Origin of the sequence: Pseudomonas sp. N40(2020), from assembly GCF_014472415.1 — a bacterium.
Classification (GTDB): Bacteria; Pseudomonadota; Gammaproteobacteria; order Pseudomonadales; family Pseudomonadaceae; genus Aquipseudomonas.
On record NZ_JACSZV010000003.1, the window covers coordinates 60,217 to 80,053 of the forward strand.

The following is a 19,837-nucleotide window of genomic DNA, read 5'->3' on the forward strand; positions in this document are numbered from 1 at the left end:
GGTGCGGTGGGCCGCAGCATCAAATTCTGTGAATAACCCGCAACTGTTAGCCGTAGCGACCAGTGATGTAGTCTTCGGTCTGCTTCTTCGCCGGATTGGTGAACAGGGTATCGGTGTCGCCGAATTCCACCAGTTTGCCCATATACATGAACGCCGTGTAGTCGGACACCCGCGCCGCCTGCTGCATGTTGTGGGTCACGATAACGATGGTGAACTTGGATTTCAGCTCGTAGATCAGCTCTTCAACCTTCAGGGTCGAGATCGGGTCGAGGGCCGAGCACGGTTCGTCGAGCAGCAGCACTTCCGGCTCAACCGCGATGGTGCGGGCGATCACCAGACGCTGCTGCTGACCACCGGACAGACCGAGAGCCGACTCGTGCAGACGGTCTTTGACTTCGTCCCACAGTGCCGCGCCTTTCAACGCCCACTCAACGGCTTCGTCGAGGATGCGCTTTTTGTTGATGCCCTGAATGCGCAGACCGTAAACCACGTTTTCGTAGATGGTTTTCGGGAACGGGTTGGGCTTCTGGAACACCATGCCGACGCGACGACGCAGTTCAGCAACGTCTTCGCCTTTGCGATAGATGTTGTTGCCGTACAGGTTGATCGCGCCTTCGACGCGGCAGCCGTCAACCAGATCGTTCATGCGGTTGAAGGTACGCAGCAGTGTGGACTTGCCGCAGCCGGACGGGCCGATGAAGGCAGTCACGCGCTGTTTCGGGATGTTCAGGCTGACGTCGTACAGCGCTTGTTTATCGCCGTAGAACAGGTTCAGGCCCGGGACTTCAATGGCCACGGTTTCCTGTTCAAGATTCAGGCTCTGCTTGTCGCGGCCCAAGGCAGACATGTTGATGCCGTGGCTATGTGTTTCGTGCTGCATGGGAGGCTCCCTGTGCTAACAAATTCGGTTCGGTTTTTTGTAGGAGTGAGCCTGCTCGCGATTCAGGCGCTGCGGTTTGTCTATGAAACCGCGGTGTTGCCATCGCGAGCAGGCTCACTCCTACATAAGAAATCAGCTATCCAGCGCTTTGTACTTCTCGCGCAGATGGTTACGGATATAAACGGCCGACAGGTTCAGTGTCGCAATCACCAGCACCAGCAACAGCGCCGTGGCGTACACCAGCGGGCGTGCGGCTTCGACGTTCGGGCTCTGGAACCCGACGTCATAAATGTGGAAGCCCAAGTGCATGATCTTCTGATCCAGGTGCAGGTACGGATAGTTGCCATCCACCGGCAGCGACGGCGCCAGTTTCACCACACCCACCAGCATCAGCGGCGCCACTTCACCGGCGGCACGGGCCACGGCGAGGATCATGCCGGTCATCATGGACGGGCTGGCCATCGGGATCACAATCTTCCACAAGGTTTCAGCCTTGGTCGCGCCGAGGGCCAACGAGCCTTCACGCACGGTGCGAGGAATCCGCGCCAAGCCTTCTTCGGTGGCCACGATCACCACCGGCACCGCCAGCAGCGCCAGGGTCAGCGACGCCCAGAGCAGGCCCGGCGTACCAAAGGTCGGCGCCGGCAATGCTTCGGGGAAGAACAAGCGGTCGACCGAACCACCCAACACGTACACAAAGAAGCCCAGACCGAACACGCCGTAAACGATCGCCGGAACGCCCGCCAGGTTGTTCACCGCGATACGGATGATCCGCGTCAGGGTGTTCTGCTTGGCGTATTCACGCAGGTACACCGCCGCCAGTACGCCGAACGGGGTAACGATCATCGCCATGATCAGGGTCATCATCACGGTGCCGAAAATCGCCGGGAAGATCCCGCCTTCGGTGTTGGCTTCTCGCGGATCGTCGGAGAGGAATTCCCAGATCTTGCTGAAGTAGAAGCCGACCTTGGTGAAGGTGCTCATGGCGTTCGGCTGGTAAGCGTGAACCACTTTGCCCAGGCCGATTTCGATCTCTTTGCCATTGGCATCACGAGCGGTCAGCGCATCGCGGTTGAACTGCGCATGCAGATCGGCCAGACGCGCTTCGATGTCCTGATAACGGGCGTTAAGCTCGGCGCGCTCGGATTCCATGTCCGCTTGCGCGGTGGCGTCGAGCTTGCCTTCCAGTTCCAGCTTGCGACCGTGCAGACGGATGCGTTCCAGCCCTGCGTTGATCGCGCCGATATCGACTTTTTCCATCGACTTGAGCTGCGCGGCGAGGCCGTTCACACGGTTGATCCGCGCTTGCAGCTCTGGCCATGCGGCTTCGCCTTCGGCGATGACCTTGCCGTCCTGTTTGACGTTGACCAGGTAGCCGTAGAAGTTGCCCCACTCGCGACGCTCCAGCGCCATCAGCTCTGGCGGCGTCTTCTGGTTGGTCAGCCACTCGCCGACGATCCAGGTGAAGTCGTTGCCGTTCAGGTCACGGTTGCCGACCTTGATCAGCTCCCGGGTCATGAATTCCGGGCCTTCGTCCGGCACTGGCAAACCAGCGCTTTTGAGGCGGGCACGGGGCACTTCTTCCTTCTGTACCACTTCGCCGACCACGAGGTGCTGGGCCTGGCCAGGTACGTCGTAGCTGGCGTGGATCAGATCCGCCGGCCAAAAGTGACCCAGACCGCGCACGGCAATCACCGCCAGCAGGCCAATGGTCATGATGACCGAGATGGACACCGCGCCACCGCTGATCCAGACGCCCGGGGCGCCGCTCTTGAACCATCCTTTCAGGGAGTTCTGTTTCACAGACTTCTACCTTTGCTTAAAGCGACGAGTATTTCTTGCGCAGACGCTGACGAATCAGTTCTGCCAGGGTGTTCATGACGAAGGTGAACATCAGCAGCACCAGCGCCGAGAGGAACAGCACGCGGTAGTGGCTGCCGCCGACTTCCGACTCCGGCATTTCCACCGCGACGTTGGCGGCCAGGGTGCGCAGGCCTTCGAACAGGTTCATTTCCATGACCGGGGTGTTACCGGTGGCCATCAGCACGATCATGGTTTCACCGACCGCACGGCCCATGCCGATCATCAGCGCCGAGAAGATGCCCGGGCTGGCGGTCAGGATCACCACACGCGTCATGGTCTGCCACGGTGTGGCACCGAGGGCCAGCGAACCGAGGGTCAGGCCACGCGGCACGCTGAACACGGCGTCTTCGGCAATCGAATAGATGTTCGGGATCACCGCAAAACCCATGGCCAGACCGACCACCAGAGCGTTGCGCTGGTCGTAGGTGATGCCCAGGTCGTGGGAGATCCACATGCGCATGTCGCCGCCGAAGAACCAGTTCTCCATGTACGGGCTCATGTACAGCGACAGCCAGCCCACAAACAGGATCACTGGAATCAGCAGCGCACTTTCCCAGCCATCCGGGACTCTCAGGCGGATCGACTCAGGCAGACGGCTGAAGGCGAAACCGGCGACCAGAATGCCGATCGGCAGCAGCATCAGCAGGCTGAAGATGCCCGGCAGATGCCCTTCGACATACGGCGCGAGGAACAGACCGGCGAAGAAACCGAGGATCACCGTCGGCATCGCTTCCATCAGTTCGATCACCGGCTTGACCTTGCGGCGCATGCCCGGGGCCATGAAGTACGCGGTGTAGATCGCAGCGGCAACGGCCAGTGGCGCGGCCAGCAGCATCGCGTAGAACGCGGCTTTCAGGGTGCCGAAGGTCAGTGGCGACAGGCTCAGTTTCGGTTCGAAATCGGTGTTGGCCGCGGTCGATTGCCAGACATATTTAGGCTCGTCGTAGTTTTCGTACCAGACCTTGCTCCACAGCGCGCTCCAGGAAACTTCCGGATGCGGGTTGTCGAGGAGCAGTGGTTGCAGCTTGCCGCCAGACTCCACGATCACGCGGTTGGCACGCGGCGACAGACCGAACAGGCCCGGGCCATCGACCACTTGGTCAACCAGCAAAGTACGGTGCGCGGTGCTGTGGAACACGCCGAGCTTGCCGCTGGCATCCAGGGCAACGAAGCCTTTGCGACGCTCTTCGGCGCTGATTTCAACGATCGGCGTGGTGCCCATCTGGAAGGTGCGGATCTGCTTCAGACGCAGCTCACCATCGGTGTCGCGGGCCATGAACCATTGGGCCAGACCGCCCTTGGAGTCACCGACGATCAGCGAGATACCGCCCACCAGCTGTGTGGTCGCAGTGACTTCGGTATCGGCGTTTTCCAGCAGTTTGTAGCGACCGTTGAGGCTCTTGTCGCGCAGGCTGAATACGTCGGCCTGGGCACGACCGTTGACCACGTACAACCATTGCTGACGCGGGTCGACGAAGATGTTTTTAACCGGCTCAGTCATTTGCGGCAGATCGATACGCTTCTGCTCGTTGGTGACTTCGCCGGTCATCATGTTTTCTTCGCTGGTCAGCGACAGCACATTGAGTTGCGAACCGGTCGAACCCACCAGCATCAGCGTCGTATCGGTGGCGTTGAGGCTGACATGCTCCAGCGCACCGCCCGCTTCGTTCAGCGCGATTGGCGCCTCGCCGTAGGGGTATTCGATGGCCGGGGTGATGGTTTTCTTGCCGTCGGGGTAGCTGACTTTATAAGTGTGACGGAACACCAGCGCCTGACCGTTGGACAGACCCACGGCAACCAGCGGATGACCTGGCTGGTCTTCACCAATGGAGCTCACGGTTGCACCGGCGGGCAGAGGCAGATCGACGCGCTTCAGTTCAGCGCCACTGTCGATATCGAAGAACAATGCCTGGCCCTTGTCGGAAACGCGCATGGCCACCTGATTCTGCTCTTCGAGCGAAATCATCAGCGGCTTGCCGGCGTCCTGCATCCAGGCTGGAGTGATCGAGTCTTTCGCCTCCAGGTCAGCGCCCTGGAACAACGGCGCGACCACGTAGGCGAGGAAGAAGAAGATCAGGGTGATGGCTGCCAGCACCGCCAGACCGCCAACGAGGACGTACCAGCGAGTGAAGCGATCCTTGAGCGCGCGAATGCGGCGCTTGCGTTGCAGCTCAGGCGTATTGAAATCAATGCGCTTGGGAGGATTAGTAGTCATTTGGGAATTGGCCAGATCATTCATGCGCTCACCCTAGCGATCCTGTATGACAGAAAGATGACAGTGCAGTGACGCAGCAAATCCACCGCCAGCGGGGCTGGCAGAGGATCGAAAATTTGAGGTGTGTAAAAGGCCGGTCTGCGGGCAGATCCGGCCTTTCACTTGAGTCCGACGGGGTTCACCCCGGACTCAATTTGTTACTTCTTTACGACTGCAGCGCCTTCTTGCAAGCCCAGGTCAGCCAGTGCTTTGGCAGCGACTTTGGCTGGCAACGGGATGTAACCGTCCTTGACTACAACTTCCTGGCCCTGTTTGGACAGAACCAGTTTCACGAACTCGGCTTCCAGCGGGGCCAGAGGCTTGTTCGGGGCTTTGTTGACGTAAACGTAGAGGAAACGCGACAGCGGGTACTTGCCGTTCAGGGCGTTTTCTTCGGTGTCTTCGATGAAATCAGTGCTGCCCTTCTTGGCCAGAGGCACGGTCTTCACGCTAGCGGTCTTGTAGCCGATGCCCGAGTAACCGATGCCGTTCAGCGAGGAGCTGATCGACTGCACGACCGAAGCCGAACCTGGTTGTTCGTTGACGTTTGGCTTGTAGTCACCTTTGCACAGGGCTTCTTCTTTGAAGTAGCCGTAAGTGCCGGATACCGAGTTACGGCCGAACAGTTGCACTGGCTTGTTGGCCAGGTCACCGGTTACACCCAGCTCACCCCAGGTTTTTACGTCGGCTTTGGCGCCGCACAGACGGGTGGACGAGAAGATCGCGTCAACCTGTTCCATGGTCAGGTGCTGGATCGGGTTGTCCTTGTGTACGAATACAGCCAGGGCGTCCACGGCAACCGGGATTGCAGTTGGCTTGTAGCCGTACTTCTGCTCGAAGGCCGCCAGTTCGGTGTCCTTCATCTTGCGGCTCATCGGGCCCAGGTTCGAGGTGCCTTCAGTCAGCGCAGGTGGCGCAGTGGCGGAGCCAGCGGCCTGAATCTGGATGTTTACGTTCGGGTATTCTTTCTTGTAGTTCTCGGCCCACAGGGTCATGAGGTTGGCCAGGGTATCGGAGCCGACGCTGGACAGGTTGCCCGACACACCAGTGGTCTTGGTGTAGCTCGGGATAGCAGGGTCAACAGCGGCAACCGCGTTGGCAGTCGCAACGCCAGCAGCGACAAAAGTCATTGCCGCCATCAAACGCTTCAGTTTCATGCCTTACTCCTAGCAGATAGGGTGTGTTAAGTCGGGGCCAAGTATCAGCAGGCCGTGTGAACACTCTATGGCTGAAATATGACAATTGGATGAAAGGCCAGCATCCAAGGTTTTACTGGATGATTCGTGGTGCCCCCATTCGCGAGCAGGCTCGCTCCCACTGTTTGAAATGCATTCCAATGTGGGAGCGAGCCTGCTCGCGAAGAGTCCGGTACTGCTGGAGGAGATTTCGGATCAGCGACCCTTCTTCCAGAGCCACGCCCCCACCAGAATCCCCATCGCACACAGCACTGCCACGTAGTAGGCCGGGCCCATCGCGCTTTCTTTAAGCAACAGGCTGACAATCATCGGCGTCAGGCCACCGAAGATCGCGTACGCCACGTTGTAAGAAAACGACAATCCGCTGAAACGCACTACCGGCGGGAACGCCTTGACCATCACGTAGGGCACCGCACCAATGGTGCCGACCAGCAAACCGGTCAACGCATACAGCGGGAACAGCCAGTTCGGGTGATCCGCGAGGCTGTGATAGAAGGTCCAGGAGCTGATCAGCAAGCCCAGGCAACCGAACACAAACACCCGGCCGGCGCCAAAGCGATCCGCCAGCGCACCGGAAATGATGCAACCAAAGCTCAGGAACACGATCGCCAGGCTGTTGGATTGCAGCGCGGTGGTCGGCGAGAAGTGGTAAACGGTTTGCAGCACAGTCGGGGTCATCAGAATGACTACGACGATCCCGGCCGACAGCAGCCAGGTCAGCAGCATCGAGATCGCAATCGCCCCGCGATGGTCACGCAGCACCGCGCGCAGCGGCACTTCTTCGGCCAGCGCCTTGCGCAGTTGCAGCTCGGCGAACACCGGGGTTTCGTGCAGCCAGCGGCGCAAGTAAACCGAGAACAGACCGAACACGCCACCGAGCAGGAACGGAATCCGCCAGGCGTAATCCGCAACCTCGGTCGGCGTATAGATGCTGTTGATCGCCGTGGCGACCAGCGAGCCGAGCAGAATTCCGGCGGTCAGGCCGCTGGTCAGGGTGCCGCAGGCGTAGCCCATGTGCTTCTGCGGGACGTGTTCGGAAACGAAGACCCATGCCCCCGGTACTTCACCGCCAATCGCCGCGCCTTGAATCACCCGCATCAGCAGTAAAAGGATCGGCGCCCACATGCCGATCTGCGCATACGTCGGCAGCAGACCCATGATCAGGGTCGGCACGGCCATCATGAAGATGCTCAGGGTGAACATTTTCTTGCGCCCCAGCAGGTCGCCGAAGTGCGCCATGACAATGCCGCCCAGCGGCCGCGCAAGGTAACCGGCGGCAAAGATGCCGAAGGTCTGCATCAGGCGCAGCCACTCAGGCATGTCGGCCGGGAAGAACAACTTGCCGACCACGGTGGCGAAGAATACGAAGATGATGAAATCGTAAAACTCCAGCGCACCGCCCAGGGCCGATAGCGACAGAGTCTTGTAGTCATTGCGGGTCAATGGTCGTGCGGGTTGGTCGGGCTGCGCGAGGCTCGAAGGCGCTGTGGTCATGGCAAGGGCTTCTCTTATAGGCGGATCTGCGACTCCAACAACGCTGGCTGGAGCTTTGGCAGGTTCGGCACCATAGCAAATTGTTCGAAAAAGCACATAGAGGCGCGTATTTGACAGTCAAAATCAGAACCGGGTGGTCGTCGCGGAGTCTACCGACCGATATACTCGCAACCTTGCCCCGGTTTGTAGGGGGTTGCTGTGCGAAAACGTCGTTGGCCCGCCCTTTGAACGGAGCAGCCGGTTTCGCAGAGTTTCCCTTTAGGCGCCTTATGGAAGACGTGACGAACGTAGTATGTTCGGTGCTGAATCGTTTTTCCTGAAGACGGCTACCACCAGCAATACCAACAAGAGTCACGGGTCAGAGGCACCCCCGGCATGATAGAGCTCGAACAAGAAGATCCAATCCCGCAAGGCGACCTGGCCCTGCAAATCACCGCTCTCCCGCGTGAAACCAACGGCTTTGGCGATATTTTCGGCGGCTGGCTGGTGGCACAGATGGATTTGGCCGGCACCGCGATGGCCAGCCGTGTCGCCGGAGGCCGCGTGGCCACCGTCGCTATCGACCGCATGGCATTCCTGGTTCCGGTCGCCGTTGGCGCGCAATTGTCCTTTTATACCCAGACCCTGGAAATCGGCCGCAGCTCGATCCAGATGATGGTCGAAGTGTGGAGCGACGATCCGTTGTCCAGCGAGTGGCGTAAAGTGACCGAAGCGGTGTTTGTCTTCGTCGCCATCGACGGCAGTGGTCGCACCCGGTCGGTTCCACCGCGCGCACGCTAAACCTCACGGCCGTTTCACGGTCGATAGTTGTCCCAAGTGTCTGATCGAGAGCTGTCCCATGAACACGCCCAACGTTGAAGCCGTGAAACTGGATGAACTGAACTGCTGGCGCATCCGCCACGGTCAGGCCGAAGTGCTGGTAGCCCAGCAAGGCGCGCACATCCTCAGTTATCAGGTTGACGGCCAGCCGCCGATCATCTGGCTCAACGACAAGGCCGAGTTCAAGACCGGTAAGAGCATCCGTGCTGGCGTGCCGGTGTGCTGGCCGTGGTTCGGCAAATTCGAACGCAACCCGCAGAACGTGCAGGCCATGTACACCGGTGGGCAACCCGCACCCGCGCACGGTCTTGTGCGGGCGATGGATTGGGAACTGGGTGGCATCGAAGCCGAGAGCGATGGCGTCAAGGTCGAGTTCAAACTGCCCTACCCTGAAGGCGGCCTGCCGGGCTGGCCGCATCAGGTCGATCTGACCCTGACCCTGCGTCTGGACGATCAGTTGCACCTCAGCCTGACCAGCCATAACCGTGGCGGCGACACTGTCAGCCTCAGCCAGGCGTTGCACACCTACTTCGCCGTCAGCGATGTGCGCAATGTGCATGTCGAAGGTGTGGACGGTTTGAATTACATCGAGACCCTGGACGACTGGAAGACCAACGCCCAGACAGGCGACCTGCATTTTGCCGGCGAAACCGACCGCATCTACCTCGACGCCCCGCCGCAGTTGAGCATCGTCGACCCGACGTGGGAGCGGCGCATTGTCCTCACCAGCACGGGCTCGCGCACTGCGGTGATCTGGAACCCGTGGATCGACCGCGCCGCAGCGCTCAGCGATATGGATAACGATGGCTGGCAACGCATGCTGTGCATCGAGACGGCGAATGTGATGGATGATGTGGTGAGTCTGGCGCCGGGTGCGAGCCATACAATGGGTGTCAGCGTCGGCAGCAAAGCGCTTTAAGATCAAAAGATCGCAGCCTGCGGCAGCTCCTACAGGGATCAATGTAGGAGCTGCCGCAGGCTGCGATCTTGTGCTTTAGAGATCCGATTCCTGCACCACTCGCACCTTGTCCGCCTCCAGCGCATACGCCGCGTCAGCCAGATCGTTGCTGACCTTTTCGACCTTCAGCGTGCCGGTCACCCACAGCGGCGTGTAGATGTCTTCCAGCTTCAGCCCCTTCGGATAGCGCACCAGTACCAGTTGATTCGGCGGCGGTGGCGGCACGTGGATACACGCGCCCGGGTACGGCACCAGGAAAAACAGGGTGCTGCGACCCTTGGCATCGGATTCCAGCGGCACCGGATAACCACCGATGCGGATGTGCTTGTCGTTCATCGACGCCACGGTTTTGGTCGAGTACATCACCGCCGGCAGACCTTTGGCCTGTTTCATCCCGCCCTTCTCGGTGAAGGTGCCGGTGGCTTCCGGGGAGTTGTGGTCGATGTCGGGCATGGCCTCCAGGGCCTTTTGATCCGACTTGGGCATCAGTTCGAGCCAGTCGGTTTCCGGCAGTTCGCCGGCGTGGGCCAAACCGCTACCCAGAAAAAGGAGAGTCAACAGAAGACGGCGCATGAAGGTGCTCGGACAAAGGAAAGGACTATAAATCGCCGAGCATTCTAGCCCTCCCTGCCCGATTGGCAGAGAGGGCTTTGTCGCTTTGGATCACTTCTTTTTGATCAGGCCGTAGATCACCAGCAACACGATCGCGCCAACCAGTGCGCCGATGAAACCTGCGCCCTCGCCCGCCCGATAGATGCCCAGGGCCTGGCCGCCGTAGGTGGCTGCCAGCGAACCGCCGATACCGAGCAGGATGGTCATGATCCAGCCCATGCTGTCATCGCCCGGTTTCAGGAACCGAGCCAGCAGGCCGACGATCAAGCCGATAAAGATGGTTCCGATAATTCCCATGGCATTTCCCTCTGTGTGAATTGGCTATGCCAAAGCCTAGACAGACTTTGGCATCCTGCCATCAGAGAACGGCGGCCCCTGAATGGTTCCGCCGCTGCCACATGAAACTGTTTTACTCGGCGATCAGCGCTTCAACCTTGAGGATCTGCGCTTCAAGCGTGGCCTTGTCGGCGCAGCGCAGGTTGGCGTGACCGACCTTGCGCCCGGCCTTGAAGGCCTTGCCGTAGTGGTGCAGATGGCAGTCTTCGATGGCGATGACCTTCTCTACCGGCGGAACCACACCGATAAAGTTGAGCATCGCGCTCTCGCCGACCTTGGCCGTCGAACCCAGCGGCAGACCGGCAACGGCACGCAGATGGTTTTCAAACTGGCTGCACTCGGCACCTTCAGTGGTCCAGTGCCCGGAGTTGTGCACGCGCGGGGCGATTTCGTTGGCCTTGAGGCCGCCGTCGACTTCAAAGAACTCGAACGCCATCACGCCGACGTAATCCAGTTGCTTGAGCACGCGGCTGGAATAGTCTTCGGCCAAGGCCTGCAACGGGTGATCGGTGCTGGCCACAGACAGCTTGAGGATGCCGCTGTCGTGGGTGTTGTGCACCAACGGGTAGAACTTGGTTTCGCCATCGCGAGCGCGAACGGCGATCAGTGAGACTTCACCAGTGAACGGCACGAAGCCTTCCAGCAGGCAGGCCACGCTACCGAGTTCGGCGAAGGTACCGACCACGTCTTCGGGTTTGCGCAGGACTTTCTGGCCCTTGCCGTCGTAACCCAGGGTGCGGGTTTTCAGTACGGCCGGCAGACCGATCGAGGCTACGGCGGCATCCAGATCGGCTTGCGACTGGATGTCGGCGAAGGCCGGGGTCGGAATCCCCAGATCCTTGAACATGCTCTTTTCGAACCAGCGGTCGCGAGCAATGCGCAGGGCTTCGGCGCTCGGATAAACCGGCACGAATTGCGAAAGGAACGCCACGGTTTCAGCCGGGACGCTTTCGAACTCGAAGGTCACCAGATCGACTTCATCAGCCAGTTGACGCAGATGATCCTGATCGCCGTAATCGGCCCGCAGGTGTTCGCCCAGCGCAGCGGCGCATGCGTCCGGCGCAGGGTCGAGGAAAGCGAAGTTCATGCCCAGCGGGGTGCCCGCCAGGGCCAACATGCGACCCAACTGGCCGCCACCGATTACACCGATCTTCATCTCAACAACCTCAGGCAATACGTGGGTCTGGATTGTCCAGGACGCTGTCGGTCTGCTCGGCACGGAAGGTTTTCAGTACCGCGTGGAACTGTGGATGCTTGGCGCCGAGGATGCTCGCCGAGAGCAGGGCGGCGTTGATCGCGCCCGCTTTGCCGATGGCCAGGGTAGCGACCGGAATACCGGCCGGCATCTGCACGATCGACAGCAGCGAATCGACGCCCGAGAGCATCGACGATTGCACCGGAACACCCAGCACCGGCAGGTGGGTCTTGGCCGCACACATGCCTGGCAAGTGGGCTGCGCCGCCGGCACCGGCGATAATCACCTCGATGCCGCGGCTTTCAGCCTCTTCGGCGTACTGGAACAGCAAATCCGGGGTGCGGTGGGCAGAGACCACCTTGACCTCGTACGGGATGCCGAGCTTTTCCAGCATATCGGCGGTGTGGCTAAGGGTGGACCAATCGGACTTGGAGCCCATGATCACGCCAACCAGTGCACTCATCGTCGCGCCTCTTCTCTCTGGGCGCCCGCAGGCGCGTCAAAAACAACAAGCCACGCAGAATGCGTGGCTTGTTGTAGGAAAAATGACCGGGCGTACCGGCCGAAGGCCGCGCAGTATACCGCAAAGAAAGCAATAAACAGCCCCCGTCACGACCATCTGTCATCTGCCGCAAAAGCCCGGTTTTATTGACCTGAAGGTCAGCCAAAAAGATCAAAAGATCGCAGCCTTCGGCAGCTCCTACAGGGGAACGCATTTCAACATGTAGGAGCTGCCGAAGGCTGCGATCTTTTCCACCAGACACCCTCCATCAGGAAGCTTGTGCTGCGCCGCCTTCGAGCTTGCGCCACAACAACCGCACGTTGGCCTTGCGCACCAGCGCGCAGCGGTACAGACGAATCTCCAGCGGCACATGCCATTGCGGGCCGCCGCATACGACGAGTTCGCCCCGGGCCAGTTCGGCACGCACGCTCAGTTGCGGCACCCAGGCGATCCCGAGGCCTTCCAGCGCCATGCTTTTCAGGCTGTCGGCCATGGCGGTTTCATAAATGGTGGTGAAGCGCAGCTGACGCTGACGCAGCAAACCATTCACCGAACGTCCGAGAAACGCCCCGGCGCTGTACGCCAGCAACGGCACGCTGGCGTCACCTTCCAGATCGAACAGCGGCTTGCCATCGGCATCCGCCGCGCACACCGGGAGCATCTCGGTCTGGCCCAAATGCAGTGACGGGAAAATTTCCGGGTCCATCTGCATCGCCGCGTCCGGGTCGTAGAACGCCAGCATCAAGTCGCAGCCACCTTCGCGCAGTGCGTGCACGGCGTCACCGACGTTGGTCGCCACCAGTCGCGTGGCGATGTTCAGGCCTTCATTGCGCAACTGTGCGATCCAGCGTGGAAAGAAGCCCAGCGCCAATGAGTGAGCGGCGGCAACCTGCATCACCTCGCCCTGCCCGCCTTCAAGATGATGCAGATGGCGCAGCACTTCGCCGAGCTGTTCGACCACGGTACGCGCGGTCACCAGAAACAATTGCCCCGCCGCCGTCAGCTCGACTGGCGTGCGCGAGCGGTTGACCAACGTCAGGCCCAGCGCGGCTTCCAGGCTGCGTATCCGCCGACTGAAGGCCGGCTGGGTCACGAAGCGTCGTTCGGCGGCCTGCGAGAAGCTGCGGGTGGCGGCCAGAGCACTGAAGTCCTCGAGCCATTTGCTTTCCAGATTCATCACGTCCTCCCGGACACGCACCAAAACAGGTCACACGTCTGCCGCGCACGCGGCGTCACACGGGCATTATGCCGAATGTGCATAGGTCAGTGCTGAACAGCATTGGCCCAAAATTTCCCACAAGCCTAGCATTCGCAGCGTTCCGGCATCGACCGGGTCCATATCGAGATGATTTCTATCATGTCCTCCGCTGCATCTTTCCGCACAGAAAACGACCTGCTTGGCGCCCTCGAAGTACCGGCTCAAGCGTATTACGGCATCCAGACCCTGCGAGCGGTGAACAACTTCCGCCTCTCGGGCGTTCCGATTTCGCATTACCCGAAACTGGTTGTCGGTCTGGCGATGGTCAAACAGGCCGCCGCCGACGCCAACCGCGAGTTGGGTCACCTGAGCGAAGCCAAGCACGCTGCCATCAGCGAAGCCTGTGCCCGATTGATCCGCGGTGATTTCCACGAAGAGTTCGTGGTCGACATGATTCAAGGTGGCGCCGGTACTTCCACCAACATGAACGCCAACGAAGTGATCGCCAACATTGCGCTCGAAGCGATGGGTCACCAGAAAGGCGAGTACCAGTACCTGCACCCGAACGACGACGTGAACATGGCGCAGTCGACCAACGACGCCTACCCGACCGCCATCCGCCTGGGTCTGCTGTTGGGTCACGACACCCTGCTGGCCAGCCTCGACAGCCTGATTCAGGCATTCGCGGCCAAGGGCAAAGAATTCGATCACGTCCTGAAAATGGGCCGTACCCAGTTGCAAGACGCTGTGCCGATGACCCTCGGCCAGGAATTCCGTGCTTTTGCCACCACCATGGGCGAAGACCTGGCCCGTCTGAAGACGCTGGCCCCAGAACTGCTGACTGAAGTGAACCTGGGCGGCACTGCAATCGGTACCGGCATTAACGCCGACCCGCGTTATCAGGCCTTGGCTGTGCAGCGTCTGGCGCTGATCAGCGGTCAACCGGTGGTACCGGCAGCCGACCTGATCGAAGCCACCTCCGACATGGGTGCCTTCGTCCTGTTCTCCGGCATGCTCAAGCGCACCGCCGTCAAGCTGTCGAAGATCTGCAACGACTTGCGCCTGCTGTCCAGCGGCCCACGCACCGGTATCAACGAAATCAACCTGCCGGCGCGTCAGCCAGGCAGCTCGATCATGCCCGGCAAGGTCAACCCGGTGATCCCGGAAGCCGTTAACCAGGTGGCTTTCCAGGTCATCGGTAACGACTTGGCGCTGACCATGGCGGCTGAAGGCGGCCAGTTGCAACTGAACGTGATGGAGCCGCTGATCGCGTTCAAGATCTTCGACTCGATCCGCCTGCTGCAACGCGCCATGGACATGCTGCGCGAGCACTGCATTGTCGGCATCACTGCCAACGAAGCCCGCTGCCGCGAACTGGTCGAACACTCGATCGGTCTGGTCACCGCGCTGAACCCGTACATCGGCTACAAAAACGCCACCCGCATCGCCCGCATCGCCCTTGAAAGCGGCCGCGGCGTGCTGGAACTGGTGCGCGAAGAAGGTCTGCTCGACGAAGCCAGTCTCGCCGACATCCTGCGCCCGGAAAACATGATTGCTCCGCGTCTGGTTCCGCTCAAAGGCTGAACCGACGTGTTGTTTGTAGCACCGCTCACCAGGTCGAGGGACTAGACACCTCTCACCTTTTGAGGGCCTGGGGATCAGTCCCCAGGCCCTTTTTTTTAACTTTTTTGCGGGCAGGACGTTAGATGTTTTGTGCTTTTGATACCGCCAAGATCGCAGCCTTCGGCAGCTCCTACATTGATTGATGTGCACCTGTAGGAGCTGCCGAAGGCTGCGATCTTTTGATTCTGCAGCACCTCGTTTCGTCGCTTGCACCACTACCGTGCAGACGGGCGCGCCACTGATCGGTATAGTGCCGCCCCTCTTCGCGTGAGCGGTCGTCGGTAACGAGGCCATAACCCATGCGAAACCCGAACTAATAACAAACCCGCGAAATGGAACCGGGACGAAACCTTCGCCCCACCTGTTGTGCCGCGCGCAAACCGGTGTAACGCGATGTTTCCGAACATCCAGCATTTGCTTACACAAAAAACAGCGAGGAAAAATCCATGCTCGAAGTCATTAACGACTTCCTCTCAGGGAAAGTACTGATCGTGCTCATTGTCGGGCTCGGTAGCTACTTCACGATTCGCTCGCGTTTCGTTCAATTGCGTCACTTTTTCCACATGTTCGCGGTGTTCCGCGACAGCCTGAAAAGCAGCGCCGGGCAGCTCAGCTCGTTCCAGGCCCTGATGCTCAGCCTCGCCGGCCGCGTTGGTGCAGGCAACATCGCCGGTGTCGGCATCGCCGTGACCCTTGGTGGGCCAGGTGCGGTGTTCTGGATGTGGGTAACCGCACTGGTCGGCATGTCCAGCAGCTTCTTCGAGTGTTCCCTCGGTCAGCTGTACAAACGCACGGATTCGGACGGCACCTTCCGTGGCGGCCCGTCCTACTACATCCAGCACGGCCTGCAGAAGCGCTGGTTGGGCATGGTCATGGCGTTCCTGTTGCTGGTGACCTTCGGTTTCGCCTTCAACGGCCTGCAAGCCCACGCCGTGACTCACTCGCTGAACAACGCCTTCGGCCTCGACACCACTTACACCGGCCTCGCGCTGGCGGTACTGCTGGGTCTGGTGTTCATCGGCGGGATCAAGCGCATCGCCAAGGTCGCTGACCTGCTGGTGCCGGTGAAAACCCTGGTCTACATCGGCGTGACCCTCTACGTGATCGTGCTGCAATTCGACCACGTTCCAGCCATGCTGATGACCATCGTCAAGAGCGCCTTCGGTCTCGACCAGGCGTTCGGCGGCCTGATCGGCAGCGCGATTGTCATGGGCGTGAAGCGTGGCGTGTTCGCCAACGAAGCCGGTTTGGGCAGTGCGCCGAACGTGGCCGCAGTGGCTTCGGTCGAGCACCCGGTGGCACAAGGTGTGGTTCAGGCATTCAGCGTGTTCCTCGACACTTTCGTGATCTGCACCTGCACCGCGTTGTTGATCCTGCTCTCCGGTTTCTACACCCCGGGTTTCGAAGGCGACGGCATTGCCCTGACCCAGAACTCGCTGGCCGCCGTGGTCGGTGAATGGGGCCGGATGTTCATCTCGGTGGCACTGGCGTTGTTCGTGTTCACCTCGATCCTCTACAACTACTACCTGGGCGAGAGCAACCTGCGCTTCCTGATCGGTGAAAACCGCAAGGCGCTGATCGGCTACCGCGCACTGGTACTGGTATTGATCTTCTGGGGTGCCATCGAAAACCTCGGCACCGTGTTCGCCTTCGCCGACATCACCATGACCATGCTGGCCTTCGTCAACCTGATCGCGCTGTTTCTGCTGTTCAAGGTCGGCATGCGCATCCTGCGTGACTACGATGACCAGCGTGCTGCCGGCATCAAGACCCCGGTGTTCGATTCGAGCAAATTCCCGGATCTGGACCTCGACCGCAAAGCCTGGCCGGCCAACCCGCCTGCCGCTGCCGGCAATACTTGCGCCGAGCCGCAAGGCGTACCCGCAGCGCAACGCTGATGGGTAAATGACGGGCGCATCCTCTGCGCCCGTCAGTTACAGTTCGAAAAACTGTGGGAGCCGACTTGCTCGCTCCCACAGGAACTCTTCCTCTCGGAGAATCCTCATGAATTCGTCGACTTATCCTGCCGCCCAGCACGTCATGGTTTTGTACACCGGTGGCACCATCGGCATGCAGGCCAGCGCCAATGGCCTGGCCCCGGCGTCCGGTTTTGAAGCGCGGATGCGCGAGTACCTGCACAGCCAGCCTGAACTGGTCGTGCCGCAGTGGCGCTTTCGCGAGATGTCGCCGCTGATCGACAGCGCCAACATGACCCCGGCCTATTGGCAGCAACTGCGTGAAGCGGTGGTCGATGCCGTGGACGTGCAAGGCTGCGACAGCGTGCTGATCCTGCACGGCACCGACACCCTGGCTTACAGCGCCGCAGCCATGAGCTTCCAGTTGCTCGGCCTGCACGCCCGCGTGTGCTTCACCGGCTCCATGTTGCCGGCGGGCGTGACCGACAGCGATGCCTGGGAAAACCTCGGCGGTGCGCTGGTCGCCCTCGGCCAAGGCCTGGCGCCGGGCGTGCACCTGTACTTTCACGGCGAACTGCTGGCACCAACCCGTTGCGCGAAAGTGCGCAGCTTCGGCCGTCACCCGTTCAAACGTCTGGAGCGTCAGGGTGGCGGCGTGAAAGCCACTTCGATTCCAGCCGCGTTGAACTACAACCAGCCAAAGCAATTGGCGAAAGTTGCCGTGCTGCCGCTGTTCCCCGGCATCGGCGCCGAGATCCTCGACGGCCTGCTCGACAGCGGCATTCAGGGGCTGGTGCTGGAATGCTACGGCAGCGGCACCGGGCCGAGCGACAACCCGGAATTCCTCGCCAGCCTCGGCCGTGCACGGGATAACGGTGTGGTGGTGGTCGCGGTCACGCAGTGCCATGAAGGCGGGGTCGAGTTGGATGTGTACGAGGCGGGTAGCCGTTTGCGCGGCGTCGGTGTCCTGTCCGGTGGCGGCATGACGCGCGAAGCGGCGTTCGGCAAGTTGCATGGGTTGCTGGGGGCAGAGCTGAATAACGCCGAAGTGCGGCAGCTTATGGAACTGGATCTGTGCGGTGAGCTGACCTCCCCGCATAATTAGCCAGCATTGTTATTCCTGTAGCCGGTTGACGAGCCGCTTTCTTCGAACCTCAAAGACAGCGGCTCGTAAAAACTACGACTCTTCCCATACTTCAAAAATACCCTTTACGGCTTTGGGAATACCGGGTGGAACAACTGCATGGAATTGCGCCGTAAATCCTCCTGAGTATCGACCACTGACGGGATCCCGGCTAACTTTCAACTCCCCTCCTTTCTCCCAGGGAATAGAAGCGTTACTTGCGTTATAGGATACGAGCGGGAAATTACCATTACTTAAGGATATGTAAGTTTCTCCCCGAACACCAAAAGCCGCGTTGATAACCTCGACGCTACCCTCATCAACCTCTAGATAGAAAGCCGGGAACTCTTGGCTCTCTCCGTCGACCTCCGCTTTCAAAATGCCCTTGATCACGACGACCGTGTCGGCAGCATGAGTGTCTGCCTTAGATTTTTTTCCAGCCATGAACAAAACCCTCCTGATAAAAGTCAACTAACCCGGCAACTTCCGCCAAACACTAATCACCCATGCGAAGCCAGGTCAAACAAAATAAACTTAAATAGCAGATAAGAATAATCGCCTGATCAACGGTTATATTTCGAAGAAAACCTGTCAACTTTTACAGTAGCGGATCAATCCGCCGCTAATTATTCTAACGAGGGCACAAAACTTTACTGAACTTACAAATACCTTTTAGCTGCAGGACACACTAAAACCCATCCAGTTCTTTGATCACACCTCTGTCCGGCATGCACCTTGCTAACCTTTCAGAACGCTCGACACTGGAACCCACCATGCTCCACTCCCACCTCACCACCCTGAATGCCGTCTCCCTTATTCTCAAAACCTTCAACGAAGAAGGCTTGCCGAGCGAAGCACTGCTGGCTGGCAGCGGCATCAGTGCGGCGGATCTGAACCGTGCCGACACGCGCATCACCACCAATCAGGAAATGCAGGTCTGTGCCAATGCTGTCGCGCTCAAGCACGACATCGGCCTGGAACTGGGCCGGCGCATGCACGTTTCCTGCTACGGCATGCTCGGTTACGCGCTGCTCACCTGTGCCACCTTCGGTGACGCTTTGCGTCTGGCGATCCGTTATCCGGCGCTGTTGGGAACACTTTTCGAGCTGAGCCTGGAAGAGGACGGCGAGCGCGTCTGGTTCGTCGCAGCCGACTATCGAGAGAGCCCGGCGATGGCGGTGTTCAATGCCGAGTTCTGTCTGGTTTCGCTGAAAGTCATTTGCGATGACTTGCTTGGCCATCCGCTGCCGCTACTCGCCACGCGGTTCGAACACGCCGCGCCGGATTACCGCGACAGCTACGCCGAGCACTTCGCCAGCCCATTGCACTTTGCCGCCAAGGACAATGCCTTCGCCTTCGACCGGCACTGGCTCGATCAGCCGCTGCCGCTGGCCGATGCCATTACCCATCAAGCCATGGCCGAACGCTGCCGCAAGCAGAACCTCGAGTTCACCGGGCGTCAGGCGTGGCTCGGGCGCATCCGTCAGTTGCTCAGCGCCCAGTTGAACGCGGCGCCGGGGCTGGAAGGCTTGGCGCAGCAGATGAAGTGCTCGCCACGTACCTTGCGCCGACACCTCAAGGACATGGGCAGCAGTTATCAGGAGCTGCTCGACGAACTGCGCTTCGAACGGGCCAAGCAGATGCTTTGCGAAGATCAGTTGCCGATCTACCGTATCGCCGAAACATTGGGCTTTAGCGAGACCGCGAGTTTTCGCCATGCGTTCGTGCGCTGGAGTGGCGTGGCGCCGAGTCAGTTCCGGCCGCACTGATAAACCCTGTTAGGGCAGGCTGCTCCAGCGAGGGGCGAATAGCGGTCAGCATTTTTGGCCAGATCAATCCCCTTTTGGCCTTTCCTGCCGTTCTCCGAA

General features: G+C 60.0%; 17 protein-coding genes. 6 read left to right on the forward strand and 11 right to left on the reverse strand.

Annotated features, from left to right (window positions below; all coding sequences use genetic code 11):
- Positions 1 to 46 precede the first annotated feature (46 nt).
- The 5 genes from pstB to IAI51_RS03130 all read right to left on the reverse strand — a co-directional run bounded on the left by pstB (position 47) and on the right by IAI51_RS03130 (position 7,687).
- Positions 47 to 880, reverse strand: a complete 834-nt coding sequence (gene pstB, locus IAI51_RS03110; protein ID WP_187677153.1) for a phosphate ABC transporter ATP-binding protein PstB — start codon at positions 878 to 880, stop codon at positions 47 to 49.
- Positions 881 to 1,012: 132 nt separating this feature from the next.
- A complete protein-coding gene (gene pstA, locus IAI51_RS03115) occupies positions 1,013 to 2,683 on the reverse strand; it encodes a phosphate ABC transporter permease PstA (RefSeq protein WP_187677154.1) in 1,671 nt (556 codons plus the stop codon).
- 16 nt (positions 2,684 to 2,699) lie between these two features.
- On the reverse strand, positions 2,700 to 4,733 hold the full coding sequence (locus IAI51_RS03120; RefSeq protein WP_187677305.1) for an ABC transporter permease subunit: 2,034 nt from the start codon (positions 4,731 to 4,733) through the stop codon (positions 2,700 to 2,702).
- 422 nt (positions 4,734 to 5,155) lie between these two features.
- Positions 5,156 to 6,154, reverse strand: coding sequence for a phosphate ABC transporter substrate-binding protein PstS (locus tag IAI51_RS03125; protein ID WP_095137738.1), 999 nt, complete (start codon positions 6,152 to 6,154; stop codon positions 5,156 to 5,158).
- Between the two features lie 234 nt (positions 6,155 to 6,388).
- Entirely contained in the window at positions 6,389 to 7,687 is a 1,299-nt protein-coding gene (locus IAI51_RS03130) for an MFS transporter (RefSeq protein WP_187677155.1), read from the reverse strand.
- A gap of 375 nt (positions 7,688 to 8,062) precedes the next feature.
- Between IAI51_RS03130 and IAI51_RS03135 the strand changes: the two genes are divergently transcribed.
- Positions 8,063 to 8,467, forward strand: a complete 405-nt coding sequence (locus IAI51_RS03135; protein WP_003229628.1) for an acyl-CoA thioesterase — start codon at positions 8,063 to 8,065, stop codon at positions 8,465 to 8,467.
- 58 nt (positions 8,468 to 8,525) lie between these two features.
- Positions 8,526 to 9,425, forward strand: a complete 900-nt coding sequence (locus IAI51_RS03140; RefSeq protein ID WP_187677156.1) for a D-hexose-6-phosphate mutarotase — start codon at positions 8,526 to 8,528, stop codon at positions 9,423 to 9,425.
- A gap of 75 nt (positions 9,426 to 9,500) precedes the next feature.
- On the opposite strand, the gene IAI51_RS03145 is transcribed toward IAI51_RS03140, so the two are convergent.
- From IAI51_RS03145 to IAI51_RS03165, 5 genes are all read right to left on the reverse strand, one after another.
- On the reverse strand, positions 9,501 to 10,037 hold the full coding sequence (locus tag IAI51_RS03145; RefSeq protein WP_187677157.1) for a DUF3299 domain-containing protein: 537 nt from the start codon (positions 10,035 to 10,037) through the stop codon (positions 9,501 to 9,503).
- 90 nt (positions 10,038 to 10,127) lie between these two features.
- A complete protein-coding gene (locus IAI51_RS03150; protein WP_187677158.1) occupies positions 10,128 to 10,373 on the reverse strand; it encodes a GlsB/YeaQ/YmgE family stress response membrane protein in 246 nt (81 codons plus the stop codon).
- Positions 10,374 to 10,485: 112 nt separating this feature from the next.
- On the reverse strand, positions 10,486 to 11,568 hold the full coding sequence (locus IAI51_RS03155) for a 5-(carboxyamino)imidazole ribonucleotide synthase (RefSeq protein WP_187677159.1): 1,083 nt from the start codon (positions 11,566 to 11,568) through the stop codon (positions 10,486 to 10,488).
- A 10-nt stretch (positions 11,569 to 11,578) separates the two neighbouring features.
- Positions 11,579 to 12,070, reverse strand: a complete 492-nt coding sequence (gene purE / locus IAI51_RS03160; RefSeq protein WP_095081226.1) for a 5-(carboxyamino)imidazole ribonucleotide mutase — start codon at positions 12,068 to 12,070, stop codon at positions 11,579 to 11,581.
- 307 nt (positions 12,071 to 12,377) lie between these two features.
- Positions 12,378 to 13,286: a LysR substrate-binding domain-containing protein gene (locus tag IAI51_RS03165; protein ID WP_007912103.1), complete on the reverse strand. Its 909-nt coding sequence runs from the start codon at positions 13,284 to 13,286 to the stop codon at positions 12,378 to 12,380.
- Between the two features lie 180 nt (positions 13,287 to 13,466).
- Between IAI51_RS03165 and aspA the strand changes: the two genes are divergently transcribed.
- The 3 genes from aspA to IAI51_RS03180 all read left to right on the forward strand — a co-directional run bounded on the left by aspA (position 13,467) and on the right by IAI51_RS03180 (position 17,951).
- Positions 13,467 to 14,891: an aspartate ammonia-lyase gene (gene aspA, locus IAI51_RS03170; RefSeq protein ID WP_187677160.1), complete on the forward strand. Its 1,425-nt coding sequence runs from the start codon at positions 13,467 to 13,469 to the stop codon at positions 14,889 to 14,891.
- Between the two features lie 485 nt (positions 14,892 to 15,376).
- Positions 15,377 to 16,828, forward strand: coding sequence for an alanine/glycine:cation symporter family protein (locus tag IAI51_RS03175; protein WP_187677161.1), 1,452 nt, complete (start codon positions 15,377 to 15,379; stop codon positions 16,826 to 16,828).
- Positions 16,829 to 16,934: 106 nt separating this feature from the next.
- Entirely contained in the window at positions 16,935 to 17,951 is a 1,017-nt protein-coding gene (locus tag IAI51_RS03180; protein WP_187677162.1) for an asparaginase, read from the forward strand.
- Between the two features lie 72 nt (positions 17,952 to 18,023).
- Here IAI51_RS03180 and IAI51_RS03185 read toward each other — a convergent pair whose 3' ends face one another.
- Positions 18,024 to 18,413 (reverse strand): hypothetical protein, encoded by a 390-nt coding sequence (locus IAI51_RS03185; protein WP_187677163.1) that lies wholly within the window; start codon positions 18,411 to 18,413, stop codon positions 18,024 to 18,026.
- Positions 18,414 to 18,742: 329 nt separating this feature from the next.
- Between IAI51_RS03185 and IAI51_RS03190 the strand changes: the two genes are divergently transcribed.
- The gene (locus IAI51_RS03190; protein ID WP_187677164.1) at positions 18,743 to 19,738 is read left to right on the forward strand and encodes an AraC family transcriptional regulator; all 996 of its coding nucleotides are present in this window, start codon (positions 18,743 to 18,745) and stop codon (positions 19,736 to 19,738) included.
- The last annotated feature ends 99 nt before the right edge of the window (positions 19,739 to 19,837 follow it).

Excerpts from the sequence above, each read along its gene's own strand:
- IAI51_RS03175 (WP_187677161.1), top strand. The coding sequence starts at position 15,377 with ATGCTCGAAGTCATTAACGACTTCCTCTCAGGGAAAGTACTGATCGTG.
- IAI51_RS03180 (WP_187677162.1), top strand. The coding sequence starts at position 16,935 with ATGAATTCGTCGACTTATCCTGCCGCCCAGCACGTCATGGTTTTGTAC.
- aspA (WP_187677160.1), top strand. The coding sequence starts at position 13,467 with ATGTCCTCCGCTGCATCTTTCCGCACAGAAAACGACCTGCTTGGCGCC.
- IAI51_RS03165 (WP_007912103.1), bottom strand. The coding sequence starts at position 13,286 with ATGAATCTGGAAAGCAAATGGCTCGAGGACTTCAGTGCTCTGGCCGCC.
- IAI51_RS03135 (WP_003229628.1), top strand. The coding sequence starts at position 8,063 with ATGATAGAGCTCGAACAAGAAGATCCAATCCCGCAAGGCGACCTGGCC.
- IAI51_RS03185 (WP_187677163.1), bottom strand. The coding sequence starts at position 18,413 with ATGGCTGGAAAAAAATCTAAGGCAGACACTCATGCTGCCGACACGGTC.
- IAI51_RS03145 (WP_187677157.1), bottom strand. The coding sequence starts at position 10,037 with ATGCGCCGTCTTCTGTTGACTCTCCTTTTTCTGGGTAGCGGTTTGGCC.
- IAI51_RS03155 (WP_187677159.1), bottom strand. The coding sequence starts at position 11,568 with ATGAAGATCGGTGTAATCGGTGGCGGCCAGTTGGGTCGCATGTTGGCC.
- IAI51_RS03130 (WP_187677155.1), bottom strand. The coding sequence starts at position 7,687 with ATGACCACAGCGCCTTCGAGCCTCGCGCAGCCCGACCAACCCGCACGA.
- IAI51_RS03125 (WP_095137738.1), bottom strand. The coding sequence starts at position 6,154 with ATGAAACTGAAGCGTTTGATGGCGGCAATGACTTTTGTCGCTGCTGGC.
- IAI51_RS03140 (WP_187677156.1), top strand. The coding sequence starts at position 8,526 with ATGAACACGCCCAACGTTGAAGCCGTGAAACTGGATGAACTGAACTGC.
- pstB (WP_187677153.1), bottom strand. The coding sequence starts at position 880 with ATGCAGCACGAAACACATAGCCACGGCATCAACATGTCTGCCTTGGGC.
- IAI51_RS03120 (WP_187677305.1), bottom strand. The coding sequence starts at position 4,733 with ATGCAGGACGCCGGCAAGCCGCTGATGATTTCGCTCGAAGAGCAGAAT.
- purE (WP_095081226.1), bottom strand. The coding sequence starts at position 12,070 with ATGAGTGCACTGGTTGGCGTGATCATGGGCTCCAAGTCCGATTGGTCC.
- IAI51_RS03190 (WP_187677164.1), top strand. The coding sequence starts at position 18,743 with ATGCTCCACTCCCACCTCACCACCCTGAATGCCGTCTCCCTTATTCTC.
- IAI51_RS03150 (WP_187677158.1), bottom strand. The coding sequence starts at position 10,373 with ATGGGAATTATCGGAACCATCTTTATCGGCTTGATCGTCGGCCTGCTG.